Origin of the sequence: Ideonella sp. (assembly GCF_035254525.1) — a bacterium.
Classification (GTDB): Bacteria; Pseudomonadota; Gammaproteobacteria; order Burkholderiales; family Burkholderiaceae_C; genus Ideonella.
On sequence record NZ_DATFAN010000177.1, the window covers coordinates 1 to 18,825 of the forward strand.

The 18,825-nt window shown below is 71.7% G+C and carries 19 protein-coding genes; 9 read left to right on the forward strand and 10 right to left on the reverse strand.

Features of this window, described 5'->3' with window-relative positions:
* The coding region (locus tag VJ693_RS18625; protein ID WP_324156590.1) for an AMP-binding protein at nt 1–1,421 on the forward strand (1,421 nt) is incomplete at its 5' end.
* Between the two features lie 24 nt (nt 1,422–1,445).
* On the opposite strand, the gene VJ693_RS18630 is transcribed toward VJ693_RS18625, so the two are convergent.
* Genes VJ693_RS18630 through VJ693_RS18640 form a run of 3 tightly spaced genes read right to left on the reverse strand, consistent with a single transcriptional unit; the run spans nt 1,446 to nt 2,852 of the window.
* Nucleotides 1,446–2,060 carry a hypothetical protein gene (locus VJ693_RS18630; protein WP_324156592.1) on the reverse strand — a complete coding sequence of 205 codons (615 nt, stop codon included), beginning with the start codon at nt 2,058–2,060 and terminating at the stop codon, nt 1,446–1,448.
* Nucleotides 2,047–2,265, reverse strand: a complete 219-nt coding sequence (locus VJ693_RS18635; protein WP_324156594.1) for a helix-turn-helix transcriptional regulator — start codon at nt 2,263–2,265, stop codon at nt 2,047–2,049. The genes VJ693_RS18630 and VJ693_RS18635 overlap by 14 nt, the downstream gene beginning before the upstream one ends.
* Nucleotides 2,265–2,852: a DUF2975 domain-containing protein gene (locus VJ693_RS18640; protein WP_324156596.1), complete on the reverse strand. Its 588-nt coding sequence runs from the start codon at nt 2,850–2,852 to the stop codon at nt 2,265–2,267. Before VJ693_RS18640 ends, VJ693_RS18635 begins: the two co-directional genes overlap by 1 nt.
* Before the next feature lie 109 nt (nt 2,853–2,961).
* Here VJ693_RS18640 and VJ693_RS18645 point away from each other — a divergent pair, with 109 nt between their 5' ends.
* The 5 genes from VJ693_RS18645 (at nt 2,962) to VJ693_RS18665 (ending at nt 9,076) form a co-directional block, all read left to right on the forward strand.
* Entirely contained in the window at nt 2,962–4,020 is a 1,059-nt protein-coding gene (locus tag VJ693_RS18645; RefSeq protein WP_324156598.1) for an aldo/keto reductase, read from the forward strand.
* 10 nt (nt 4,021–4,030) lie between these two features.
* Nucleotides 4,031–4,522, forward strand: a complete 492-nt coding sequence (locus tag VJ693_RS18650) for an aminoacyl-tRNA deacylase (protein ID WP_324156600.1) — start codon at nt 4,031–4,033, stop codon at nt 4,520–4,522.
* Between the two features lie 76 nt (nt 4,523–4,598).
* Entirely contained in the window at nt 4,599–5,360 is a 762-nt protein-coding gene (locus VJ693_RS18655; RefSeq protein ID WP_324156602.1) for a transporter substrate-binding domain-containing protein, read from the forward strand.
* 38 nt (nt 5,361–5,398) lie between these two features.
* Nucleotides 5,399–8,473, forward strand: coding sequence for a PAS domain S-box protein (locus VJ693_RS18660; protein WP_324156604.1), 3,075 nt, complete (start codon nt 5,399–5,401; stop codon nt 8,471–8,473).
* 96 nt (nt 8,474–8,569) lie between these two features.
* Complete coding sequence (locus tag VJ693_RS18665) at nt 8,570–9,076, forward strand: cupin domain-containing protein (RefSeq protein ID WP_324156606.1); 507 nt, start codon at nt 8,570–8,572, stop codon at nt 9,074–9,076.
* Between the two features lie 33 nt (nt 9,077–9,109).
* Here the strand turns inward: VJ693_RS18665 and VJ693_RS18670 are convergent, their stop codons facing one another.
* Entirely contained in the window at nt 9,110–11,386 is a 2,277-nt protein-coding gene (locus VJ693_RS18670; RefSeq protein ID WP_324156608.1) for a hybrid sensor histidine kinase/response regulator, read from the reverse strand.
* Nucleotides 11,387–11,530: 144 nt separating this feature from the next.
* Here VJ693_RS18670 and plsY point away from each other — a divergent pair, with 144 nt between their 5' ends.
* Together plsY and VJ693_RS18680 are read left to right on the forward strand one after the other, a co-directional pair.
* Nucleotides 11,531–12,205 (forward strand): glycerol-3-phosphate 1-O-acyltransferase PlsY, encoded by a 675-nt coding sequence (gene plsY, locus VJ693_RS18675; protein ID WP_324156610.1) that lies wholly within the window; start codon nt 11,531–11,533, stop codon nt 12,203–12,205.
* A 4-nt stretch (nt 12,206–12,209) separates the two neighbouring features.
* Nucleotides 12,210–12,560, forward strand: coding sequence for a RidA family protein (locus VJ693_RS18680; RefSeq protein WP_324156612.1), 351 nt, complete (start codon nt 12,210–12,212; stop codon nt 12,558–12,560).
* 84 nt (nt 12,561–12,644) lie between these two features.
* Here VJ693_RS18680 and VJ693_RS18685 read toward each other — a convergent pair whose 3' ends face one another.
* Nucleotides 12,645–13,268 (reverse strand): L-threonylcarbamoyladenylate synthase, encoded by a 624-nt coding sequence (locus VJ693_RS18685; RefSeq protein WP_324156614.1) that lies wholly within the window; start codon nt 13,266–13,268, stop codon nt 12,645–12,647.
* A gap of 101 nt (nt 13,269–13,369) precedes the next feature.
* Here VJ693_RS18685 and VJ693_RS18690 point away from each other — a divergent pair, with 101 nt between their 5' ends.
* The gene (locus tag VJ693_RS18690) at nt 13,370–13,777 is read left to right on the forward strand and encodes a hypothetical protein (RefSeq protein WP_324156616.1); all 408 of its coding nucleotides are present in this window, start codon (nt 13,370–13,372) and stop codon (nt 13,775–13,777) included.
* Between the two features lie 14 nt (nt 13,778–13,791).
* Here VJ693_RS18690 and VJ693_RS18695 read toward each other — a convergent pair whose 3' ends face one another.
* From VJ693_RS18695 to VJ693_RS18715, 5 genes are read right to left on the reverse strand one after another with little or no spacing between them, the layout of a single operon-like run.
* On the reverse strand, nt 13,792–14,052 hold the full coding sequence (locus VJ693_RS18695; protein WP_324156618.1) for a hypothetical protein: 261 nt from the start codon (nt 14,050–14,052) through the stop codon (nt 13,792–13,794).
* Nucleotides 14,053–14,066: 14 nt separating this feature from the next.
* Nucleotides 14,067–15,095 (reverse strand): DMT family transporter, encoded by a 1,029-nt coding sequence (locus VJ693_RS18700; RefSeq protein WP_324156620.1) that lies wholly within the window; start codon nt 15,093–15,095, stop codon nt 14,067–14,069.
* A complete protein-coding gene (locus VJ693_RS18705) occupies nt 15,092–16,033 on the reverse strand; it encodes a PHP domain-containing protein (protein ID WP_324156621.1) in 942 nt (313 codons plus the stop codon). Before VJ693_RS18705 ends, VJ693_RS18700 begins: the two co-directional genes overlap by 4 nt.
* Before the next feature lie 53 nt (nt 16,034–16,086).
* Nucleotides 16,087–16,662 carry a TMEM175 family protein gene (locus VJ693_RS18710; RefSeq protein WP_324156623.1) on the reverse strand — a complete coding sequence of 192 codons (576 nt, stop codon included), beginning with the start codon at nt 16,660–16,662 and terminating at the stop codon, nt 16,087–16,089.
* Nucleotides 16,663–16,701: 39 nt separating this feature from the next.
* Complete coding sequence (locus VJ693_RS18715) at nt 16,702–18,708, reverse strand: hypothetical protein (RefSeq protein ID WP_324156625.1); 2,007 nt, start codon at nt 18,706–18,708, stop codon at nt 16,702–16,704.
* Between the last annotated feature and the right edge of the window lie 117 nt (nt 18,709–18,825).

Below are 18,825 nucleotides of genomic sequence, written 5' to 3' on the forward strand. Positions count from 1 at the left end.
TGCTCGCCGTGCGCGGACAGTGCCGGGCCCTGGCGACGGTGATCGCGGTCGGCGCGGCGGCCGGGCAGGGCGACATCGACTGGGACGCCGCGCTGGCGCGCGAGGCGGCCACCTTCACCGCCCGCCGCACGAAGGCCGACGACCCGGCGGTGCTGATCTACACCAGCGGCACCACCGGCCCGCCCAAGGGCGCGCTGATCCCGCACCGGGCGTTGATCGGCAACCTGACCGGCTTCGTCTGCAGCCAGAACTGGTTGCGCAGTGGTTCCGGCATGCCCCCGAAAAAGAAGCTCGGTCCTGGCGGCGCCCCCGCCGACGCCGTGTTCTGGAGCCCGGCCGACTGGGCCTGGACCGGGGGCCTGATGGATGCGCTGCTGCCCTCGCTGTACTTCGGCGTGCCCATCGTCGCCTTCCAGGGCCGCTTCGCACCCGAACGCGCGTTCGAGCTGATGCAGCGCCACCGCGTGACCAACAGCTTCCTGTTTCCGACCGCGCTGAAGGCGATGATGAAGGCGGTGCCGCACCCGCGCGAACGCTACGCGGGCCTGGCGTTGCGCGCCGTGATGAGCGCCGGCGAGGCGGTCGGCGACGCCGTGTTCACCTGGTGCCGCGACGAGCTGGGGCTCGTGGTCAACGAGATGTTCGGCCAGACCGAGATCAACTACATCGTCGGCAACTGCAGCCAGACGATCGGCACCGACGGCCACCCCTGCGCGGGCTGGCCGGCCCGCCCGGGCAGCATGGGCCGCGCCTACCCAGGCCACCGCGTGGTCGTGATCGACGACGACGGGCGCGAGTGCGCGCGCGGAACGCCGGGCGACGTGGCGGTGCACCGGCTCGATGTTCACGGCGACCCCGATCCGGTGTTCTTCCTCGGCTACTGGAAGCGCGACGACGCGACGCGCGCCAAGTTCACCGGGTCGGTGGGCCCTTCGCCGGGGCGCCCCAAGAAGGGCGCGCCCCCTCGGCGGGCCGGCGGCGTACTCGACGCCTTGGGGGTCCCCGTCGAGAGCTGGTGCCGCACTGGCGACACCGCGGTGATGGACGAGGACGGCTACCTCTGGTACCAGGGGCGCAGCGACGACGTGTTCAAGGCCGCCGGCTACCGCATCGGCCCGAGCGAGGTCGAGAACTGCCTCGTGAAGCACCCGGCGGTCGCCAACGCCGCGGTGGTGCCCAAGCCCGATGCCGAGCGCGGCGCCGTGGTCAAGGCCTACGTGGTGCTCGCGCCGGGCTTCGAGGGCAACGAGGCGCTGGTGGCCGCGCTGCAGCAGCACGTGAAGGGCCAGCTCGCGCCCTACGAGTACCCGAAGGAAATCGAGTTCATCGCCGCGCTGCCGATGACGACCACCGGCAAGGTCCAGCGCCGCGTGCTGCGGCTGCAGGAGGAGGAACGGGCGCGCGCGGCGGCCGGCGGCTGATTCGCCGATCGGTCGTGCCGGCCGTCATTTCGCGCACTTGCCTCGCGCGACCTGCACGGCGAGCAGCGGAATGCCCAGGATGCGGCCGGGCACCGGGTCCTTCATGCAGTCCGGCATGCCGGCGGCGGCAACGCCACCGGCGAGGCCGGCGTCGGTGCGCGCGATGCCGTCGGCGGCTGCCGCGGCGGCACGCTCCTGCAGCAAGGGCATCCGTCCGGTCTGGCGGATGGCGGCGCGCGTGGCGGCGCTGTCGAGCAGGCGCTCGGTCGGGGGCGACGAGGCCGCGCTGGCGGCGGGCGCGGCGGGCGCGGCGGCGACCGCCGGGGCAGGCTCGACCCAGGTCGATTCGTGCGGCGCGAGCGCAGCAGGCGGCCGCGCGGGGGCCGGCGGGCGGCTGGGCACGGCCACCCGCTGCGGTGGTGGTTTGGCCGGCGGTGCCGCCGCACGCGTGGGCCGTGCCGGCAGCGCGTTCACCCAAACCAGCGCATGCGGCTCGACCCGCACCTCGAGTTCGCGCGAACGCAGCGACTGCCACAGCGCCAGCACCAGCAGCGCGTGCAGCGCCACCACCCCCGCCAGCGCGCCCGGGCGGCGTGCGACGGGCCAGCCGCCGGGTCGATCCGATTCAGGGCGTCTCATCGTCGGGCCGGTACTCGAGCAGGTCGCCCGGCTGGCACTGCAGTGCCTCGCAGATCAGCGCCAGCGTGTCGAAGCGCACACCGCGCACCTTGCCCGACTTCAGCAGCGAGATGTTCTGCTCGGTGATGCCCACGCGCTCGGCCAGCTCGCGCGAGCGCATCTTGCGCCGGGCCAGCATCACATCCAGATGCACGATCACGGGCATCAGACGAAGCCCTCGTTCTCCTCGGCGACGCGCGCCGCTTCGGTCATCACGCGGGCGATGGCCACGAACACCAGCGAGCCGAGCATCAAGGCGTAGTCGTTGGAGCTGATGGCCACCACCAGCGCCCGGTGGCCGGGCGGGTTGTCCCACGAAACCGCCACCGACAGGGCGGCCTGGGCGAGCGGCTGCACGACGGCCAGCGCCACCAGCAGCAGCGCGAAACGCCGCAGGCAGGCCAGGGCGAGGGGGCTGAAGACGGCACCGCGCCGGTATTCGCCGAACAGGCGCCACAGCTGCCACAGCAAGGCCAGGCCCAGGCCCACGGGAAAGGCGGTGACGGCTGCCATGCGAAGGCGGGCGGCCGTCGTGAGCCCGCCTTCGGCGAGGTCCAGCAGGTTCTGGCCCGTGGCCTCACCCATCCCGAGCGCCAGCAGCGCGTCGGGGGCCAACAACTGAAGCGGCAGCACGGCCAGCAGCACGAGCGCGGCCAGCAGCGCCAGCGCCTGCACCCAGGCCGCCAGGCGCCCCAGGCGAAGCGCGAGTGCCGGGGTGGGCTGGCGGGACAAGGCGAGGATTTCGATGTGCATGAACTTACTGTAAAACAATAAAAAATAACCGTCAAACAAGATTGCTCTGGAGCCCATGGGCGGCTGCGGCACACTCGCACTTTTGCCTTCTTGCGAACGGAACGCGACGATGCACACCCTGACCCTTGGCCGCAGCAACCTTCAGGTCAGCCCCATCTGCCTCGGCACGATGACCTTCGGCGAGCAGGTCGGCGAAGCCGAGGCCCACGCCATCCTCGACCGCGCGGTCGAGCGCGGCGTGAATTTCCTCGACACCGCCGAGATGTACGCGGTGCCGCCGCGCGCCGAAACCTTCGGCGCCACCGAGACCATCCTCGGCCATTGGTTCGCGAAGCGCCCCGGGGCGCGGCGCAAGCTCGTGCTGGCGAGCAAGGTCTGCGGCCCGTCGCGCGGCATGCCGTGGATCCGCGGCGGCGCACCGGACCTGACGCCGGCCGACATCGTCGCCGCCTGCGATGCGAGCCTGAAGCGCCTGCAGACCGACGTGATCGACCTGTACCAGATCCACTGGCCCAACCGCAACGCGCCCAGCTTCGGCGCGCTGTACTTCGAGCCGAAGCGAGACGCCGAGAACACCTCGATCCACGACCAGCTCGAAGCGATGGCCGCGCTGGTCAAGGCGGGCAAGGTGCGCCACATCGGCTTGTCCAACGAGACGCCCTACGGCGTGGCCGAGTTCGTCCGCGTGGCCGAGGCGCACGGCCTGCCGCGGGTGGTGACCGTGCAGAACCCCTACTGCCTGGTCAACCGCTCGCTCGACAACGGGCTGGACGAGACCATGCACCGCCTGGGCGTTGCGCTGATCCCATACTCCCCCCTCGGCTTCGGCCTGCTCACCGGCAAGTACGACGAGCGCGGCATCGACGACCCCGCCAACCCCGGCCGCATGGCGCGCTTCGAGCGCATGAAGCAGCAGCGCTGGGGCCGCCCGTCCGCACTCGCTGCCGCGCGGCGCTACAACACACTGGCCCGCGAACACGGCCTCACGCCCACGCGGATGGCGCTGGCCTGGTGCTACACGAACTGGCGGGTCGCCTCCACCATCATCGGTGTGACCTCCGTCGCCCAGCTCGACGAAGACCTCGACGCCTGGGGCACGACGCTGTCGCCCGAACTGCTCGCCGCGATCGACGCCGTCCGGCTCGAGATGCGCGACCCCGCCCAGTAAGCTTCGATCGATGGCCAAGAAAGACAAGCACGTCAGCGAGACCCTCGCCACCCAATGGCTCAAGGCCCATGGGGTGGCCTACACCGAGCACGTCTACGACTACGTCGACCACGGCGGCACGGCCGAGTCGTCCCGACAGCTCGGCCGGCCCGAACACGAGGTCGTCAAGACGCTGGTGATGCAGGACGACAGGGCCGAGCCGCTGATCGTGCTGATGCACGGTGACCGCCAGGTCAGCACCAAGAACCTGGCGCGCGCCATCGGCGCGAAGAGCGTCGAGCCCTGCAAGCCCGAGGTCGCGCAGCGGCACAGCGGCTACCTGGTTGGTGGCACCTCGCCGTTCGGCACACGCAAGGCGATGCCGGTGTACGTGGAGCAGAGCATCCTGGACCTGCCGGGCATCCTGATCAACGGCGGCCGGCGCGGCTACCTCGTCGGCATCGCCCCGGCGGTGCTGACCGAGAAGCTCGGCGCGAAGCCGGTGTCCTGCGCGCTGGCCTGATCACCGTCAAGAGCAGCCATCGGCCCCCGAGTTTCTGGGGCTGCCGTGCCGGCGGGGCGCGGCGCACAATGGGTCGATGAATGCTTCGATCGGCTCGTTCCGTCGTCGTCTGTTCGCGGCCTGGGCCGCCTGGCTCGTCGTCGTCCTCGGCTGCGGCGCCGCGCCCGTCCGGGCCGAGACGACGGTTCGCCTGGCGCGCATCGAGAACATTCCCGACCAGGCCGTGGGCGGGGAGATCCTCAAGGCCGTCTACCGCCGGATGGGCATCGAGCTCGTGCTGGTCGACATGCCGGCCAAGCGTGCGCTGATCGAGTCGAGCCAGGGCCGGGTCGACGGCGAGGTGCAGCGCATCCTCGCGGTCAAGGACGAGTACCCGACGCTGTTGCCGGTGCAGGTGCCGTTGAACTACATCGAGCCGGCCGCCTTCGTCAAACGCCAGCAGTTCCGCGTCGATGGCTGGGAATCGCTGCGCCCCTACGCGATCGGCATCGTGCGCGGCGTGGGCTCGTCCGAGCGCGGCACGCAGGGCATGCCGCGCGTCGAGGCGGCCACCACGATGGACCAACTGATGACGATGCTCGCCGCCGAACGGGTCGACGTGGCGGTGAACGACTTGTTCAGCGGCCTGCTCGTCAACCGCCGGCTCGGCCTGGACGGCGCACTGCGGCCGTTGTCGCCGCCGCTGGAGCGCATCCTGCTGTACCACTTTCTTCACGAGAGTCGCCGCGACCTCGTCCCCCGCGTCGAGCAGACGATGCGGCAGATGCAGGCCAGTGGCGAGCTCGAGCGGCTTCGCAGGGAGATCACCGAACGCATGCTGGAGGACGCGCGGAAGTAGACCGGCCGCGGCGGCACGAGGCGCGCGAAAGGGGTGGGATGGGTGAATCTCGCTGGGGCGGTGTGCACCATGCCCTGTTCAACGGCAATGGCGTTGCCAGGCGGCTGCTGGTCGCGGTGGTGGCGTTCAGCACGCTGATCACGACACTGATCACGGGCCTGGACCTGTACCGTGGCTACCAGCGCGATCTGGTCGGCATCCGTGCGAGCTTCGATTTCGTCCAGGCAAGCCATGCGCCCACCTTGTCACGCAGCGTCTGGCAGCTCGACGACGACCTGGTCCAGAGTCAGCTCGAAGGCCTGCTGCGCCTGCCGGATGTCGAATACGCCGGCGTCGAGGTCGACGGCCGCGTGCGCTGGTCGGCCGGCCAGGTGAGGGCGCAGCGCCGACTGCAGGTCGAGCTGCCGCTGACGCACGACCGGGCCGACGCGCGGCAGACGATAGGCACCCTGCGCGTCGTGGCCAGCGTCGACCAGGCGCTGGCGCGGGTGTGGGATCGTCTGCTGATCGAAATGCTCGGCAACGGCCTGAAGACCCTGCTCGTCGCCGCCTTCATGCTGCTGGTCTTCCAGTACCTGGTGACACAGCACCTGACCCGGGTCGCCCGCTTCGTGCGCGACATCGACCCGACCCGGCCGCTGCCGCGCGACCGGACGCTGGTCCTGGACCGGCCGGCCACCGGCCGCTGGCGGCCCGACATCCTGGATGCCGTGACCCGGTCGATCAACGGGCTGCTGCGCTCGCTGGAGCAGGCGCGCGCCGAGCGCGACGCCTCGCACGAGCAGCTGGCGCGCAGCGAGCTGCGCCTGCGCCTGAGCGTGGAGGCCGCCGGCGCGGGGCTGTGGGACTGCGACCTGGCGCAACGGGTGGTCGATGCCAACGACGACTGCGCCGCGCTGCTCGGCAGGCGGCCCGGTGGGCTCCCGGCCCAACTGGCGGCGTGGCGCGAGATGGTTCACCCGGACGACCTCGAGGCGGCGCTGCAGGCCATCCAGCACCATGCGCTGCAGCAGAGCCCGCGCGTCGAGATCGAATGCCGCCTGCACCACCTGGAGCACGGCTGGCGCTGGATGTCGGTGCGCGGCCGGGTCGTCGAGCGCGCGGCCGACGGTGCGGCGCTGCGAGCCGTCGGCACACTGGTCGACGTCCACCCGCGCATGCTGGCCCAGGCCGCACTGCGCGAGCGGGAGGAGCGTTTCCGCGGCATCGCGGAAATGAACACGGACCTGGTGTTCCAGACCGACCGCGACGGCGTGCTGCGCTACGTGTCGCCCAGCGCCCGGGCGCTGTACGGCCTGGCGCCGGACGACATGACGGGCCAGGCCTTCGCCGAGCGCGTGGCGCCGGAGCATCGCGCCGAGGCCGCGCGAATGCTGGCGCGGGTCATCGGCGGCGAGACCTTGCGCAACATCGAGCTGAGTGCAATGCGCGACGACGGCTCGCGCTTTCCCGCGGAAGCCAACGTGACGCCGATCCGCATCGACGGCGCGGTCACCGGCGCGCAGGGCGTGCTGCGCGACATCAGCGAACGCCGTCGGGCCGAAGCGGCCGTGCGCGACAACGAGGCCAGGCTGCGCACGCTGACCGCCCACACCGTCGCGCTGATCTGCGAGCTGGATGCCGAAGGCCGCGTGCGCTTTGCCAACCGCAGCGGGCCGCCCGAGCGGCCGCTGGTGGGCACCCTGGGGCGGGATTGGGTGCCGCCCGAGCGCCGGGCCGACTTCGACCGGGCGTTGCAGCAGGTGCTGGCCACCGGCGACCGCCAGGCGCTGGTGCTCAGCATGCCCGACGCCGACGGTGCCGAGCGCCACTACCTGATCACGCTGGCCGCCACGCCGGGCGGCGGGCCGGCGCGCGTCGTGTCGACCGCCACCGACATCACCGAGCTGAAGCAGGCCGAAGAAGCCTTGCTCGACGCCAACCGGGGGCTCGAGGCGCGCGTGCGCGAACGCACGGCCGCGCTGGAGGCGGCACGCGACGAGGCGCAGCGCGCCAACCTCGCCAAGTCGGAGTTCCTCTCGCGCATGAGCCATGAGCTGCGCACGCCGATGAACGCCATCCTCGGTTTTGCGCAGATCCTGGAGGCGGCCGACCTGGCACCGAAGCAGCGGCGCTGGGCCGGCGAGATCCACCGCGCGGGCGAGCACCTGCTGCGCCTGATCGACGAGTTGCTCGACCTGGCCCGCATCGAGGTCGGCCGGCTGGCCGTGCGCGCCGAGCCGCTGGAGCTGGGGCAGGTGCTGCAGGATGCCGTGTCGATGTGCCAGGCCTCGCTGCAGGGCAAGAAGATCACGCTGGAGATCGAGCCCGCCGCGGCGCCGATCGTGGTGCAGGCCGACCCGACGCGCCTGCGCCAGATCCTGGTGAACCTGGTGTCGAACGCCATCAAGTACAACCGCCCCGGCGGTCAGGTCCGCCTCGGTCGGCAGCTGCTGGACGACCACCGCGCGATGCTGACCGTCAGCGACACGGGGCTGGGCATCCCGGCCGACAAGCTGGCCCGCCTGTTCGTGCCGTTCGAACGCCTGGGGCGGGAGGATTCGCCCATCCCGGGGGCCGGCATCGGCCTGGCGTTGTCGAAGGGCCTGGCCGAGCTGATGGGCGGCGAGCTCGGTGTCGAATCGACGCCGGGCGAGGGGTCGACCTTCTGGATCAAGCTGCCGCGCGCCACCGAGGAGCGCCCGCCCAGCCCGCCGGCCGAGCTGGCGCCGAAGCCGGTGGTGGAGCGCCGCCTGCGGGTGCTCTACATCGAGGACAACGCGGCCAACCTGGAGCTGATGGAAACCTGGTTCGAGGAGTTCCCCGGCTTCACCTTGCTCACCGCGGAGGACGGGCCCGAAGGCATCGCGCGGGCGCGCGCCGAGCGGCCCGACCTGATCCTGCTCGACATCAAGCTGCCCGGCATGGACGGCTACGAGGTGCTGGCCGAACTCAAGGGCGACGAGCGCACGCGCGGCATTCCGGTGATCGCGGTCTCGGCCGATGCGATGCCGCACGACATCGCGCGCGGCAAGGCGGCCGGCTTCGCGGCCTACGTGGCCAAGCCGATCCGGCTGAACGAGCTGCTGGCGCGCATCGACGAATGCAGCGCCAGCGTGGCGACGCCGGGCTGAGCCTGGCGCGGGTGGGGGCCTTGGGCTGCTGACATCGCGCTGTCAGCAGCGCCGGTGCACAGTGGCGCCTTCGACCCCCACCAAGAGGAGCCACCGATGACCGTCAAACCCGTGCTGTCGCTGGATGAACAGCCGCTGCAACCCCGGCCCGCCCAATACCGCCCGGGCGGCGCGGCGGGCGAGCGATTCGAGCTCACCCGCGCGACCCTCGGCGCGACACTCGGGCTGAAGAAGCTCGGCTGCTCGCTGACCGAGGTGCCGCCAGGCAAGACCGGCTATCCGTTCCACAGCCACCGCGTGAACGACGAGATGTTCTACATCATCGCCGGCCGCGGCGAGCTGCGACTCGGCGACGCGCGCCACCCGGTGGCTGCCGGCGACCTGATCGGCTGCCCCTGCGGTGGCCCGGCGACGGCGCACCAGCTGATCAACACCGGCTCGGTGCCGCTGCGCTACCTGGCCATCAGCAGCGAGCTCGACCCCGAGGTCTGCGAGTACCCCGACTCCGGCAAGATCGGCGTCTGGGCCGCCGAGCCGGGTGGCCCGGGCCTGATGCACCTGACGCGCGCCAGCGCCAAGGTCGACTACTGGGACGGCGAATAGGGCCCCCTGCGCCGCCTGCGGCGTCGCCCCCCCTCAGCGGCCGTCCAGCCCGCCGGCCATCGTCGTCGCGCTGCCGGCCATCACCGCGTCGATCTGGCGCAGCACCTCGTCGAAGGCCAGCGGCTTGGTGACGTAGGCGCGTGCGCCCGCGGCAATCGCCGCGTTGACGGTCTCGTCCATCGCGTCGGCCGAGACCATCACCACCGGCAGCCGGCGCAGCCGCGGGTCGGCGGCGATCGCATGCAGCAGCTCCAGGCCACGGCCGTCGGGCAGTTGCATGTCGAGCAGCAACAGGTCGGGCGGCCTGGCGTGCAGATGGGCCAGGCCCTCGGCCAGGGTGCCGCAGACTTCGAGCGTCAGATCCGGCCGCCGGCCGACGAGGGCGGCCATCACCAGCGCGTTGACCGCGTCGTCCTCGACGTACAGCAGCCGGCGCGGGCGGCCCTCGGCCCGCGGGTCGCTCACGACGTCCATCTCACCGTCGGCCGGCTCGGCGGGCGACTGCGCCGCCGGCAGTGTCACGGTGAATTCGCTGCCCTGGCCGGGCTGGCTGCGCACGCTCAGCTGGCCCTGCATCAGCGAGACCAGCGTGCGCGTGACGACCAGGCCGATGCCGGCGCCCGGCTTGCCGGAGGATTCGCGCCCCAGGCGGTTGAACGACTGGTACAGGCCATCGAGCTGGGCCGGGGTCATGCCCAGCCCGGTATCGCGCACGGTGACCTGCACCGTGCTGCCACCGGGCCCGGGCCGGGCCCGCAGCCAGACCTGGCCCCCGGCGCGGTTGTACTTGACCGCATTGCTGAGCAGGTTGACCAGCACCTGCTCGACCCGCACCGGATCCGCGTGCACCCAGCGTGCGTCGTCGGCAATGTCCAGCGCGCACATCACCTGGTCGCGCTCGGCGTCGGCGGCCACGAAGGCCAGGGCGTCACGCGCCAGCGGCGCGAGGTCGACCGGGCCGAGCGTCAGGCGCAGGCGGCCGGATTCGATGCGCGAAAGATCCAGCACGTCGCTGATCATGCCGGTCAGGTGCCAGCCGGCGCGCTCGATCAGCGCGACGCCTTCGCGCCGTTTCGGGTCGCCCTGCACGACCGGGTCCTGCGAGAGCGACTGCGCGAAGCCGACGATGGCGTTCAGCGGGGTGCGTAACTCGTGGCTCATGCGCGAGAGGAACTCGGTCTTGGCCAGGCTCGCGGCCTCGGCGGCGGCGCGGGCCTGTTCGGCGGCGCGGGTGCGCAGCGTGTCGGAAATATCGGAGATGACGACGATCCAGACGACCTCGCGCGCGCCGCTGACCGGCGTGATCTGCGCCTGGGCCTCGATTGTCGGCGCACCGCCCGGCTGCAGTGTCAGGCGGTCGGTGCGTGCCTCGCGCCGGCGCAGCCGCGGCGCCAGCCACTCGACGAAATCTACCGCGCTGCCGGGGCCGGCGACGGTGGCCAGCCCGGCCAGCGTGCTGCGTCCGGCCAGCGCATGCGCCGGCTGGCCGAGCAGGCGGGCCGCGGCATCGTTCGCGTAGCGCACCGCCATGCTGCCGTCGAGCGCGAGCAGGCCGTCGCGCAGCGAGCCGAGGATGGCCGAGCGCTCCTGCAGGCCCGCGCGCAGCTGCTGCTCGGCCGCCTCGCGGCGCAGGCTCTCGCTGGCGCGCGCGTCGAGAAAGCGGTTCAGCGCCTGGCTCAGCACGATCACCTCGTCGCCCGAGCCGTCTGATCCCGCCTGCGCCGGCAGGCGGGCCAGCGGGTCGTCGATCTTCAGGTCGCGCAGATCGTGCACCAGGGCCAGCAGGCGGCGAGTCACGAGGCGGTGCATCACCCACAGCAAGCCGAGCGCGATGGCGACGACCTTCAGCAGCTCCCAGGGCAGGCGCTGCATCGCGCGGCGCTCGATCTGGGCGTCGATCTCGGCGAACGATTCACTGACACGCAGCGTGCCGATGGCTGCGGGCCGGGCGGCCACCTTCAGCGGCAGGTCCAGCGGAGCGCCGGCCCTGGCCGAATCGAAGCCCGGCCGCCAGACGTCGACCAGCGCCTTGCCGTCGTCGGCCAGCACCTGCACCCGCACGATCGCGCCGTCACGCACCAGGTTGCGCGCCAGCAGGTCGAGCGTCGCGAGGTCGTAGTTCCACAGCGCCAGGGCGATCGGTGGTGAGCTCAGGCCCAGGGCCGCATCGGCCCGCACATGCGCGGAGCGGGTCAGCTCGCCGCGCTCGCGCCACAGCTCGATGCCGCCCACCAGCAGGAACACGGCGATGCCGAAGGCGGCAACCGACACGATCATGCGGGTGACCAGCGACGAGTTGAGGCGCAGCAAACCTTGGGGCCCTGAGTGAGGGATGGGCGGCGGATTGTCCAGCATACCGAACGGGCCTGGTGGCGCCAATCCCGCCAGCGCACCGCACGGCAGGGCCCGGCTTACACTTCGGGCCCGGCATCGTTGCCGAAGGTGCATACCGGCATGGGTTTCGCGTATTCGTTGGCCGCCATCGTCGCGGCCTACCTGGTGGGTTCGCTGTCGTTCGCCGTGATCGTCAGCCGCGTGATGGGGCTGTCGGATCCGCGCTCGTACGGCTCGGGCAATCCAGGTGCCACCAATGTGCTGCGCTCGGGCAACAAGCTGGCCGCGCTGCTGACGCTGGCCTTCGATGCGCTGAAGGGCTATGTGCCGGTGCTGGCCGCGCTGCTGCTCGCGCCGCGTGCGGGCTGGGGCGAGACGACCGTCGGGCTGGTCGGCCTGGCCGCCTTCGTCGGCCACTTGTGGCCGGTGTTCTTCCGTTTCCAGGGTGGCAAGGGCGTGGCCACGGCGGCGGGCGTGCTGTTGGCGCTGAACCCGGCGCTCGGCGCGGCAACGCTGGCCACCTGGCTGATCGTGGCCTTCGTCACCCGCTACTCCTCGCTCGCGGCCATCGTGGCGGCCGCCTTCACGCCCTTTTTCCAGCTGCTGCAGTGGGGCCCGTCCCCGATGGTGCTGCCCATCACGGTGATGAGCCTGCTGCTGGTCTGGCGCCACGAGGCCAACATCCGCAAGCTGCTGGCGGGCACCGAATCCAAGCTCGGCCAGAAGGCGGCTCCGTCGGCAGCCCCGCCCAAGCCGGCGCATCCCCACCATTCCCACTCAAAGAGAAAGCACTGACCCGATGAGCACGATCCAACGCTTCGACGTCGGCCCCCGCATGTCCGAGATGGCCGTGCACAACGGCGTGGCCTACCTGGCCGGCCAGGTGGCCGGCGACGGCACGCAGGACATCACCGGCCAGGCGCGACAGGTGCTGGCCGCGATCGACGGCCTGCTGGCCCGCGCCGGCAGCGACAAGTCGAAGATCCTGCGGGCGCAGATCTTTCTCGCCGACCTGGCCGATTTCGCGGCGATGAATGCCGTCTGGGAAGCCTGGGTCGTGCCGGGCCACACGCCGCCGCGTGCGACGGTGCAGGCGGCGTTGGCCAAGCCCGAGTGGAAGATCGAGATCGTCGTGACCGCAGGAATTTGAGCCCCCACGCCCCCTTCCGGGGGCTGCCCCCCGAGGGGGCCCTTGCAGCGGACCGGCGCAGCCGGATCCGCGCAAGCGGCTTGGCTACAGGCCCAGGGTCGCGATGTCGCCGCGGCCCTGGCGCACCAGCACCGGCTCGTCCCCGCTGAGGTCGATCACCGTCGTCGGCTGCATCGGGCAGGCGCCTGCATCGACGACCGCCTGCAACTGCTTCTGGAAGCGCTCGCGGATCTGCTGCGCTTCGTTCAGCGGCTCCTGCTCGCCCGGCGGGATCAGCGTGGTCGCGAGCAGCGGCTGGCCCAGCTCGGCCAGCAGCATCTGCAGCACCCGGTGGGCCGGCACGCGCAGGCCGATCGTGCGGCGCGAAGGGTGCGAGAGCCGGCGCGGCACCTCTTTCGTCGCTTCGAGGATGAAGGTGAACGGCCCCGGCGTGCCCAGTTTCAGCAGCCGGTACTGCCGGTTGTCGACCCGCGCATAGGTGGCGAGCTCGGACAGATCCCGGCACAACAGCGTCAGGTGGTGCTTGTCGTCGACCTCGCGGATCCGGCGCAGGCGCTCGGCGGCGCCCTTGTCGTCGAGGTGGCAAACCAGCGCGTAGCTGGAATCGGTGGGCACGGCGGCCACGCCGCCGGCATGCAGGATCTGCGCCGCCTGCTTCAGCAGCCGCGGCTGCGGATTGTCCGGATGGACCTCGAAGAGCTGTGACATGGCAGCATTGTCGGTGTGACGGCACCGACTTGGCGCACCGCGCGTCAACAGGCCGGCGAAGCCGCCCGTTGAGATGGTCTGCACGACCGACAGGAGGCTCCATGAACCACCCCATCTTGCGTCGCCCGGCGCGCCTGGTTGCCGGCGTCGGCATCTGCGCCGCCTTGCTGGGCCTGGGCGCCTGCGCCATGTACCAGCCGGAGGAGTTGCCCGCCAATCCACCGTTCGCGGCCGGCTGGCAGGAACACAGCAGGCCGCTGTACAACCTCGGCCCCGGCCCGACCGCCGGCAGCACGGTGTGGAGGGTCTCCGGCCTGACCCCGCGCGGCAGCTACCAGGTGATCAGCCGCCAGGGTGACCGCGCCAAGCTGATCGAAGGCCACCGCTTCGAGGTGGAAGGCGACGTGAACAAGGAGATCCGGCTCATCGTCCAGTCCGGCGAGACCAACCTCGAGGCGCTGGACGAGCGCTACGTGCTCAGCAAGGCGCCGACCAAGCCGGCCAAGTGACCTGCCCCGGCCGTTCAGCGCGCCGGCTCGCTGCCCGGCGACGACGCGGGCGCAGCCGGGATCAGCAGCACGTCCGCCTTGCCGCCCACGCAGCCGCTGGTCTGGCCGGGCGGGCAGGGCGCGAGCGGCGTGCCGGGGATCGGCCGCGCGTGGAAGCCCGGGCGAAGCAGCAGCAGCATCCACAGCGCGACCACCGTCGCAACCGTGATGGCGACGATCACGAGGCGCTGGCGGCGCGAGGTCGGGCGGTAGTCGTTGGCGTGGCGGGGCTTCATCGTGGTCGGTCCGGTCAGTCGGCCATCGTATCGGCAACCACCGGGTCGGTCGGCCGGGGGGCGCTGCGCACGTTGAGCCAGGCGCCCGCCGCGCCGCACGCCGCGATCACGCCCATGCCGACGAAGGCGACCGCATCGGGCACCTGCCGGAACACCAGCCAGCCGATCACCGTGGCGACCGCGATCTGCAGGTAGACGAAGGGCATCAGCGTCGCGGTGGGCGCCATGCCCAGCGCGAGGATCAGCAGCAGGTGGCCGACGGTGCCGAGCGCGCCGATCGAGAGCATCACGCCGATCTGCCAGGTCGGGGCGGCCCGCAGCGTGTCGAGCACCGGGATCGGGCTGGCGAGCAGGAAGGGCGTGAGGATCAGCGTGCCGGTCAGGCCGGTGTAGAAGTGCGTCGCATACGGGCTCTCGTGACCCGACAGGCGCCGCGTCAGCACCTGGAAGCTCGCATAGGTGAAGGCGCCGGCGAGCGGGAACAGCACGGCCCAGCCGAACACGCCCGAGCCGGGGCGGATGACGATCAGCGCGCCGGCGAAACCGCCGCCGACCAGCGCCCAGCGCAGCGGGCTGACCTTCTCGTGCAGCCACCAGCCGGCCAGCACGATCACCAGCAGCGGCGTCAGCATGTTGATCGCGGTGAATTCGGGCACCGGCATGTGTTGTACGCCGTAGAAGCTCATCGCACTGGTGGCGGCCAGCAGCGCGCCGCGGATGGCCTGGAAGCGCGGGTGCGAGGTGGAAAAGGCGGCCAAGGAAACGAAGGGCCGCTCCCGAGTTCCTTGACCCCCTCGGGGGGCGGAAACGTCGAAGACGTTTCCTGGGGGCGCCGTTGAATCACCGCGCAGGCCCAGCCAGAGCGCCATCACCGTGGCCTGAAAGGCATAGCGCGCCCAGAAGAACAGCAGCACCGGCAGGTAGCCGCCGAGGTAGCGGCTGCCCGAATCCATGGTCGCGAAGCAGGTCGCGGCCAGTGCGATCAGCGTCACGCCCAGCAGCGGATGCTGGCGCGGCAGTTTGCCCGCGGCGGGCAAGCTCACGAAGCGGAGATGGCCGAGGGGGCCGGGTTGGCGGCGGCCACGAGCGCGGGGGCCGGGCCGGGCTCGCCGGCGCGCGGTGGGCGCCGGCCGGCCAGTGAATCGGCCCACAGCGTCCACAGCGGCGTCACCCGGCCGGGCAGGTCGGGCAGCGCGCCCAGCGGGGTGCGGCTTTCATCGGGGGCGTGGAAATCGCTGCCGCGCGAGGCCAGCAGGTCGAACTCCAGCGCCATGTCGGCGTATTTGGCCACTTCGTCGGGGAAGTGGCTGCCGCAGGTCACCTCCACGGCGCGGCCGCCGTGGGCCTGGAACTCGCTGAACAGGGCGAACTCCTCGGTCGGGGTGAAGCGGTAGCGTGCGGGGTGGGCGATCGCCGCGACGCCACCGGCGCCGTGCAGCCAGCGCAGCGCCTCGCCCAGGCCGGCCCAGCGGTGCGGCACGAAGCCGGGCTTGCCCTCTTTCAGGAAGCGGCTGAAGACCTCGTGCACGCTGCCGCAATGGCCGCTGTCGACCAGGAAGCGGGCGAAGTGGGTGCGCGAGACCAGTTCGGGGTTGGGCGCCAGCGCGAGCGCGCCTTCGTAGGCACGGGGGATGCCGGCCCGCGCGAGGCTCTCGCCCATTTGCTGGGCGCGGGCGATGCGGCCCGCGCGCAGCGCGGCCAGGCCGGCCTGCAACTCGGCGTTGTCGGGGTCGTAGCCGAAGCCGAGGATGTGCACCGTCTCGCCGGCGAAGCTGACCGAGACTTCGATGCCGCTCACGTAGGCCATGCCCAGCGCCTCGGCCGCCTCGCGCGCGGCGCGCTGCCCGGCGACCTCGTCATGGTCGGTCAGCGACCACAGCTGCACGCCGGCCGCATGTGCCCGCTGCGCGAGGGCGCCTGGGCTGAGGCTGCCATCCGATGCGGTCGAATGGCAGTGGAGGTCGGCGTTCAGCAGGTGCACCCCGGCATTGTAGGAAGGCGGCCCCGCCCGCGCTGGCCAGGGGCCTCTCGAGCTCAGCGCTGCAACGCCTGCTCGATGCGCCTGTCGGGCACCAGCCACCACAGCGCGACCAGCACGTACGCCAGCTCCGCGAGCCACGGCACGAAGAAGGTCGAGACGATGCCTGCGATGTAGAACAGCGGCGAGAGCTTGCCCTTGAGGTCGTTGCCGACCGCGCGCCGCAGCGTCGACGACGGCCCCTCGGCGGCGATGATCGCCTGCTGCAGCATCCAGTAGGCGCAGGCGGCCATCAGCAGCACGACGCCGTACAGCGCCGACGGCCACGCGGCGAAGTGGTTCTCGCCCATCCAGCCGGTGGCGAAGGGGAACAGCGAGAGCCAGAACAGCAGGTGCAGGTTGGCCCACAGCACCGGGCCGGAAACCTTGCTGCAGGCGTGCAGCATGTGGTGGTGGTTGTTCCAGTAGATGCCGACGTAGACGAAGCTCAGGACGTAGCTGAGGAACACCGGCAGCAGGGGCCAGAGCGCCTGGAGCGAATCGCCGTGCGGCACCTTCATCTCCAGCACCATGATCGTGATGATGATGGCGATCACGCCGTCGCTGAACGCTTCCAGCCTGCTCTTGCCCATGCGGCTCCTCCGGTCGGTGGCCGCGAGTGTCTCACCCGCTCAGGTCGAGCGAGAAGCGTGGATGCGGCCGCCGGCCGTGTCGAAGATCTGCTGCACGACGTCCATGTGCTTCGGGCCGGTCCAGTCGGGGTGCAGCAGGTCGATCACGAAGCAGGGGAAGGGCGGGTCCAGCAGCGCACGCAGGTCGGCCCAGTCGTGGCGCGGGCCGGGTTGCTCGAGCGAGTTGGAGCGCTCGACCACCAGCAGGTGCAGCACCCAGCCGCGGGCACGCGTGTCGGTCTTGGCCAGCAGCCAGGCGCGGCCAATGGCCGGCTCGCGCTTGAGCCGCTCGAGCAGCGGCCGCAGCGTGCGCCCGCCCAGGCGGGCCGGGCCCAGCACCTGCGGGCCGGAGAAGTCGGTCAGCACGGCCATGGCCTTGTCGGCATCACGCTCCAGCTCGGCGATGCGCATGCGCACGGCGCGCAGCGCCTCGATGCCTTCGCGCTGGATCAGCGCGCGTTCGAGCCGGCGCGCGGCGGGCAGGGCCCAGGTCAGGTCGTTGGTGTCGGTGGCGCCGCCACGCGTGTCGTCGCTGCCGCCGGCATCCGACAGCGTGCGCAGGATCTCGAGCGCCTCGTTCGCATCGGGCGGCAGGTCGGGCAGCAGGTGGCGCGAGGGCAGCAGGCCGCGCGCATCGAGCAGGGTGCAGGCGAGCAGGTAGCGTGCGCCGGGGCTCTTCGGGTGTCGTTCCACCGCTTCCCGGGCGATCGGCACCGCGGCCGCGGGCCCGCTGACCTGGCTCGCGGTGCGGATCCACAGCAGGTGATCGTCCAGTGACACCGGCCGCGAGGCGTGGCTCTCGGCCAGCTCGGTCAGCAGCTTCTCGCGCTCGCGGTGCGCCTGGTGCACCTCGGCCCACTCGGCGGCCGCCTCGCGCTGCCAGTGGGCGTCGAGCAGGTCGATCCAGCTGTCGAGCTGGCGACCGAGCAGCGAATCGGCGGCACTGCGGCCCTCGCTGGCGCGCTTGGACAGGCGGGCGGCATCGCCGGTCAGCGCAAGCCGGTCGCGCAGCGCGGGGCGCAGGTCGCCGCGCGGGGGCAGCGCCTGCAGCGCGTCGTGCAGCCAGCCCTTGGCCTGCGGGTGGCGCAGGCTGGCGCCGATCAGCGCGCGCAACTCGCGCAGCGGCAGCACGTTGGGCAGGTGCGATTCACGGGCGCTGGCCCAGCGCTGCGGCCAGAAGACCTCGGCCAGGAACTGCTGCTGCACGGCCGGGCCGAGCAGCGCAGTGGCCATCGCCTGGGCGCCGCAGCGCGACAGCACCAGCCGGTCGGCGACCATCGCCTCCTCGCGCCCGAGCACCACGGCGCGGGTCGCAAAGCGCGGCCAGAAGCGGTCCATGAAGGGGGCCAGCACGGCATCCTGCCACCAGGGCAGCAGGCGCGACGGCGTCCAGCCCGCGGCCAGCGCGGCCCAGGTCAGGCGTTGCCGTTCGATCCAGGCCGTCGGTTCCTTCAGGGCGTCGCGCAAGCCGGATTCGCGGCGCAGCGGCACGAGCGCATGCATGACCAGCGCCGCCAGCGGCTCGGTGCCGAGGGCCATCATCAGCGGCAGGCCGATCACCAGCACATGGCGTGGCCAGCCGAGCAGACCGAGGCGTGGCTGCGGCACCAGCTTGACCTCGAGCGAGACATCGAAACGCAGCTCGTCCACCGGCGCGGCGTGCAGCATCGACCGGGCCTTCTCGACCAGCGCGTGCACTTCCTTGGCCTGCTGCGGCCCGATGACCACGCCGGGCGGCGGGGCGGCGCGCACGCGCAGCGCGCGCACCAGCGGCCAGGCCAGCGCCGCGACGAACAGTCCGACGACAAGCCAGGGCCAGCCGGTGCTCGCGCGCCACCAGCCGATCAACACCACCAGGGCGGCGATCACGAGCAGCAGCACGAGCCCCGCCAGCGCACCCAACGCGAGCGCCCCGTCGGCCGCGGTGCGGCGAGCGAATTCGCGCGGCTGGTCGCGCCAGGTGTTGGTATGCCGCCCCACCTGGCGGCGAAACCATGCGTCGTCCATCGTTGTGGAGGCGTCTTTGGAAGAATGAATGACCCGACGATTGTCATCCCTGCGCGGCCTTGGCGACCGTGACGTGCTGCGCGCACTGCGCCAGTGCGTGGCGCCAAAGCTGCAACT